The sequence below is a fragment of the Frankia sp. CcWB3 genome (genome assembly GCF_977927595.1).
Genome location: NZ_CDWRCK010000249.1, coordinates 1,403 through 6,560, shown reverse-complemented (window position 1 = coordinate 6,560; position 5,158 = coordinate 1,403). Strand labels below are relative to the sequence as shown.

The following is a 5,158-nucleotide window of genomic DNA, read 5'->3' as shown; positions in this document are numbered from 1 at the left end:
CGGTAACGCGGGTCGTAGCCGGTGGTCAGCAGCTCCCGGTTGTGCCGCCACTTCGGCTCGGTGTTCGCCGTCGCATTGGTGATGCCACGCAGCCTGCGGATAAACGACCCGTAAGGTTTGATCGCGAGCGAGGACAGGCTCGCTCCCGGCGGCATGTCCATGAACGGCATGAACTTGTCCGGGAATCCCGGCATCGTGCAGGCGATGCAGATGCCGCCCACGTTCGGGCAGCCGCCCAGCCCGCCCATCCATCCGCGCTTGGGCACGTTGCAGTTCACCACCGGACCCCAACAGCCGATCTTCACCTGGCACTTCGGCGAGTTGTAGTCCTTCGCGAAATCGGCCTGCTCGTAGTAGCCCGCCCGGTCACAGCCCTCGTGCACGGTCCGGCCGAAAATCCACTGGGGTCGGAGCTGGTCGTCCAGCGGTGGCGGTGGTGCCGCGCCCGCCGCGTGGTAAAGCACCCAGGTCAGCGTCTCCATGAAGTCGTCCGGTTGGACCGGGCAGCCGGGGACGTTGACGATCGGCAGGTTGCCGGCGGAGGTGAAGTCATGGCCCAGGTAGTCGGCAAGGCCCATCGACCCGGTCAGGTTGCCGGCCATCGCGTGGATCCCGCCGTACGCGGCGCAGGTGCCGATCGCGACGACCGCCCACGCCCTGGGGGCCAGCCGGTCGATCCACCAGTTCAGGGTCAGCGGCTGGCCGGTGTCCGGATCGTTCCCGAACGACGTCCAGTACCCGTCGCCGTGGATGTTCTCGTTCGGCATCGAGCCCTCGATGACGAGGATGAACGGCTCGATGTCACCGCGGGCCGCGGCTCGGTACGGGGCCAGGAACTCCTCCCCGCCGACGGTCGGCGACAGCACCTTGTTGTGCAGATGGACCGTCGGCAATCCCGGCACGAGCCCGGTGACGACATCCTCGATCGCCGGCTGGGAGGCCGCGGTCACCGACACCGTGTCGCCGTCGCAGCTCATCCCCTCGGAGATCCAGAGGATGTGCACCTCGTCGAAACCGCCGCGTCGCGGGCTCCCGGGCTGCGGAGTCACGGACTGCGGGTTCGTGGCCGTCATCTTGGCCTCTCCCTCCTACTGGCGGATGCTGGGGATGGATCCCACGGGCCGGGGTCTCGGATGATCTGCGCGATGAGCCGCACCGCGTCGTCGACGGCCATCCCCGCGGCGCGGGACAGTCCCATCCGCTCCTCGACGACGGCGGGTCGGCAGCCGACGACCAGCACTCGGCCGACATCGCCACCGAGGCCCCGCAGCAACCGCAGGACCACGTCGGGAGACATGCCATGGGCGTCCATGACGGGGATCTCGTCGACGGGGATGTCGTCCACGCCGGCCCCGTCAAGTTCGGGCCGGAGCACCGTGAGAGTCCCCGGTGGATCGGTCGACGAGACCGCGTCGACGAGGATCACCACGTCGTACCGGCCGTCGAGGAGCTCATAGGCGAGATGCACGCCGCGGATCCCGTAGTCGACGACGTCCACCCCGGCCGGCAGGTCCGCCGGGTCGATGCGGCGCACGACCTCCACCCCGAATCCGTCGTCGCCGAGGAACACGTTGCCGATCCCGGCCACGAGGACGCGCGGACGGACCCGCAGACGGACCCGCGCGGGTGGGCGCCGGCCCGCTCATGACGCACCCGGTCCGTCGGTGAGCGGTGCCAGCTCCTCGGGTGCGAAGTAGTAATGACGGCCGTACCACCGGTGCAGATCGGCGGCCGGGTCGTCGTCCAGGGACACCGCGACGTGCCAGGCGCCGTCGACGTCCAGAAAGACGGCCTGAACCCGGGCCTCTCGCCCCATGAAAAACATGTCGTGCGCGTCGCTTCCACGGCCACTTTCACGGCCACGGGGATGCAGCCGGACCCGACTGCCCTTGGCGATCATCACGCCGTCCAGGGAAACACTGTCGCTGTCCGGACGGACCGACCGGTCCGCCTCCGGCTCCCACCATCGCGTGGTCGCGGCGGCGACCGGTACGCCGGCCGGTGCGGCCCCGGCCGACGGAATCGGTCGCAGCGACCGGACGGCACCATGCAGGCGGGCGAGGGTGTCCCGCGGGATGCCGTCGACCCGGTCGATGATCTCCGCGGCGCGGCGATCGGTCGCCCGGGCCTCGTGTTTCTCGTCGTCGGTCAGAGCCAGCGTGCGCAGCGAGAGGATTTCATCGATCTCGGTGGCGTCGAAGAGGTCACCCGGGCTCTCGGGGGCGATCCGGGGATGATCGTACAGGATAATCGGCGAGGACAGCATCACATCCGGCGCTCCGTCGGCACCGGCGAGAACGGGAAAGGTGTGGATGTTCTCGCACCCCGTGTCGCCCCGGCGGCCCAGGTCGGCGGATCGAGCAGCGAGAGGAACCGTCCCCCGCGCACACCCAGGAGGCTGTGTGTCGCGATCATCGATCGGCACAGCGCCATCGGTCGCGCGGCGCCGACGGGGACGTCCGCCACCGTGTTCTCGACGGCCAGGCGCAGCCGGTACAGCCGGAAGGGAGCCGCGGCCCGCGTCACGGACACCCGGACCGTCGCCGAGACCGGCCACCGCCGGCGAACCACCCGACCCGCACCGCCGCGCCCAACGTCGCGGCCCGCCAGGTTGCCGCGATCGTCCAACGGCTCAATCTCCATGCCACCGGGCAGGCTCAGGCTGAACGACTCTCCACGATCAGCCTGTTCCGCCGACCGGCCCCGCACAGCCGGGTCGGCCAGGTCGGCCAGGTCAGCCGGGTCGAGAGTGAGACCGACCTCGCGCGGCACCGCCTCGTCGAAACTCAGCCGAGCAGTACCGTCCGCCTTCAGCGCGTCGACCTCACCGAACGCGCCGTCGGCTCCTCTGACCTCGACCGAACGGCACTGGAGCTGCAGAAAGCGCAGCCGGACGACGACCGAGGCGGTCGGGGACAGCTCAAGAAGACAGTCAGTCTGCTGGCACCACGCATCCGTCGATCCGGCGACGGTCCGTGGGACCGGCCCACCCGCCTCGACCCAACGCCGCGGCGCGAGCACCCCGAACTGCCACCGCATCCGGTTCTTGCCCGAGGAGCGGCGATACGGATAGAGCAGGTAGCCCTCGTGCAGCACCGCGTCAGCCACTGCACGGGCCGACGCGAAACCGGCTGGACAGCTCCCACCGGCCTCGTCAGCACCGATGCCGGCCCCCACGTCCACGTGAAGGGTGGTCGGCGCACCGGGCGTCGTCATCATGGCGAGCGGTGCCCAGGACAGGACGAACCCGCGAGCAGCATGACGGTCCCCCTTCGGCGGAGCCGTGGCACCACCCCTGGGGACGATGCCCACCGTACTGTAACTACACATAATTACGCATTATGACTATATGTAGTCACGAGAACGCTCGTAGCTATTCTTCGACGGGTTGCCCGGGTGTCGCGGCCTCAAACACCGTGAGACGGCCCGCTCGACCGCGGGCGGTGGCCGGCACCTCGCTCGGCGCGCAGCCAGGCGTACCACTGGCCCAGGCCGGGCCCCAGCCTCAGGCCCGACCCCGATCCCGGGGCCGCGCAGACGCGCAGCACGTCGACCCGGGGATTGATCCGGTGAACCTGCGCCTCGTACCGCGCGACGTCGACGTCGAGGTAGGGCAGCAGGTCGCACTTGGTGAGCAGGACGAGATCGGCAGCCGCGAACATGTGCGGATACTTGGTCGGCTTGTCCTCGCCCTCGGTGACGGACATCAGCACCACCCGGGCTCGCTCGCCCAGGTCGAACAGCGCCGGGCAGACCAGATTGCCGACGTTCTCGATGAACACCATCGAACCCTCGGATGGTTCGAGCTCACGCAGCGCACAGTCGATCATGGCCGCATCAAGATGGCAGCCACGACCAGTGTTGATCTGGACGACGGGAGCCCCCGTGGACCGGATGCGCTCGGCGTCCCGGATGCTCTCCTGATCACCTTCAACCACCGCGATCGGCACGCTCACGCCGAACTCGCGGACGGTCCGCTCCAGCAGCGTCGTCTTGCCCGATCCCGGCGAGCTCATCAGGTTGATCGCCAGCACGTCACGAGCGAGCAGGCGGCGGCGGTTCGCCTCGGCGAGCATGTCGTTCCTGGCCAGCACCCGCTCCTCGACGACCACGGTGCGCGACGAGGTCCCCCCGTCATGCGCGTGGCCGTCATGCGCCGGGCCGGGACTGACGAGGACCGGGCCGACCGGGCCAACAGGGTCGACGGAGGTGAGGGAGGTTAGTCGGGGCGGCGTCGTCACACCCGCAGGTTCCACACATCCCACATCACCTCCGCCGCTCGGCACGGGTGTCACCTCGACCGCCTCGATCATCAGCTCGTCGCCACCGACCACCTCGACGTCGGCGCTGCCGCACGGGCAGAGCACCAGGAGCAGGAGGTCGTCGGCCTCGAACGTGGCGCCGCACCGCCGGCAACGGGCACGGCCCGGCGGTTCGTCGATCTCCAGGCGAGCGCCTTCGACCGGCGTGCCCGCTGCCACCAGGTCGAAACAGAACCGGACGGAGCCGGGCACGACGCCGGACACCTGCCCGATGACCAGGTGAACCGCCGTGGCCCGCGCCGCCCCGATCCGTTCCACGATCGTGTCCACGACGTTCTGGATGATCGCCAGCTCGTGCATCCGCGGCTCCTCGGCGCCCGGCACGGCGTGACGTCGGGCGTTCACACCACCGGGGTTCCTGTCCTCGTCGACCGGCGCCCGCACCTGCTCCGGCGCGGCCCGCACTCCGCGGCATCACTGGAGCGCCGCCGCTCGCGGCCGGCCCGTCGGTCTCCCTACCCGTTCGGTGTCGAGGACTACCGCCCGGCGTTGAGGACAGTCCTCGCGGGCGACCTGACAGATCATGGCCGTCGTCACTCTGCTGACAGCGTCCCTTTCTCGATGCCCTCTTCTCGATAAAAACGACAGGACTGCACAAAAGGACATATTTCGCACCAATCTTGCTGATGGCAGGGTAGCGGCAAAGAACACCATCAGCCGGATGGTTCGCCGTGGCCGCCTCGGTCCGATCCGACCGAAAAAGGGGGACCCATGGCTCTCTCGCGCCCGGCACCGCCGACCGACAATGAGCCAGCAGGACGAGGTTACCGATTTACCAGGGAGCAGCCATGACCGACCAGGAGACATTCAGCGTAGAGCCGCGACACCCCGGCTAT

General features: G+C 69.2%; 3 protein-coding genes and 1 pseudogene. All 4 read right to left on the bottom strand.

Features of this window, described 5'->3' with window-relative positions; all coding sequences use genetic code 11:
- Positions 1 to 1,073 (bottom strand): NADH-quinone oxidoreductase subunit B family protein (locus ACY5KJ_RS16625; RefSeq protein ID WP_462203798.1); only part of this gene is annotated, 1,073 nt, incomplete at its 3' end.
- Entirely contained in the window at positions 1,070 to 1,570 is a 501-nt protein-coding gene (locus ACY5KJ_RS16620) for a hydrogenase maturation protease (RefSeq protein ID WP_462186352.1), read from the bottom strand. The genes ACY5KJ_RS16625 and ACY5KJ_RS16620, both read right to left, overlap by 4 nt.
- Before the next feature lie 72 nt (positions 1,571 to 1,642).
- A pseudogene (locus ACY5KJ_RS16615) lies at positions 1,643 to 3,216 on the bottom strand (hypothetical protein).
- 191 nt (positions 3,217 to 3,407) lie between these two features.
- On the bottom strand, positions 3,408 to 4,727 hold the full coding sequence (gene hypB, locus ACY5KJ_RS16610) for a hydrogenase nickel incorporation protein HypB (RefSeq protein ID WP_462203797.1): 1,320 nt from the start codon (positions 4,725 to 4,727) through the stop codon (positions 3,408 to 3,410).
- Positions 4,728 to 5,158: the final 431 nt, after the last annotated feature.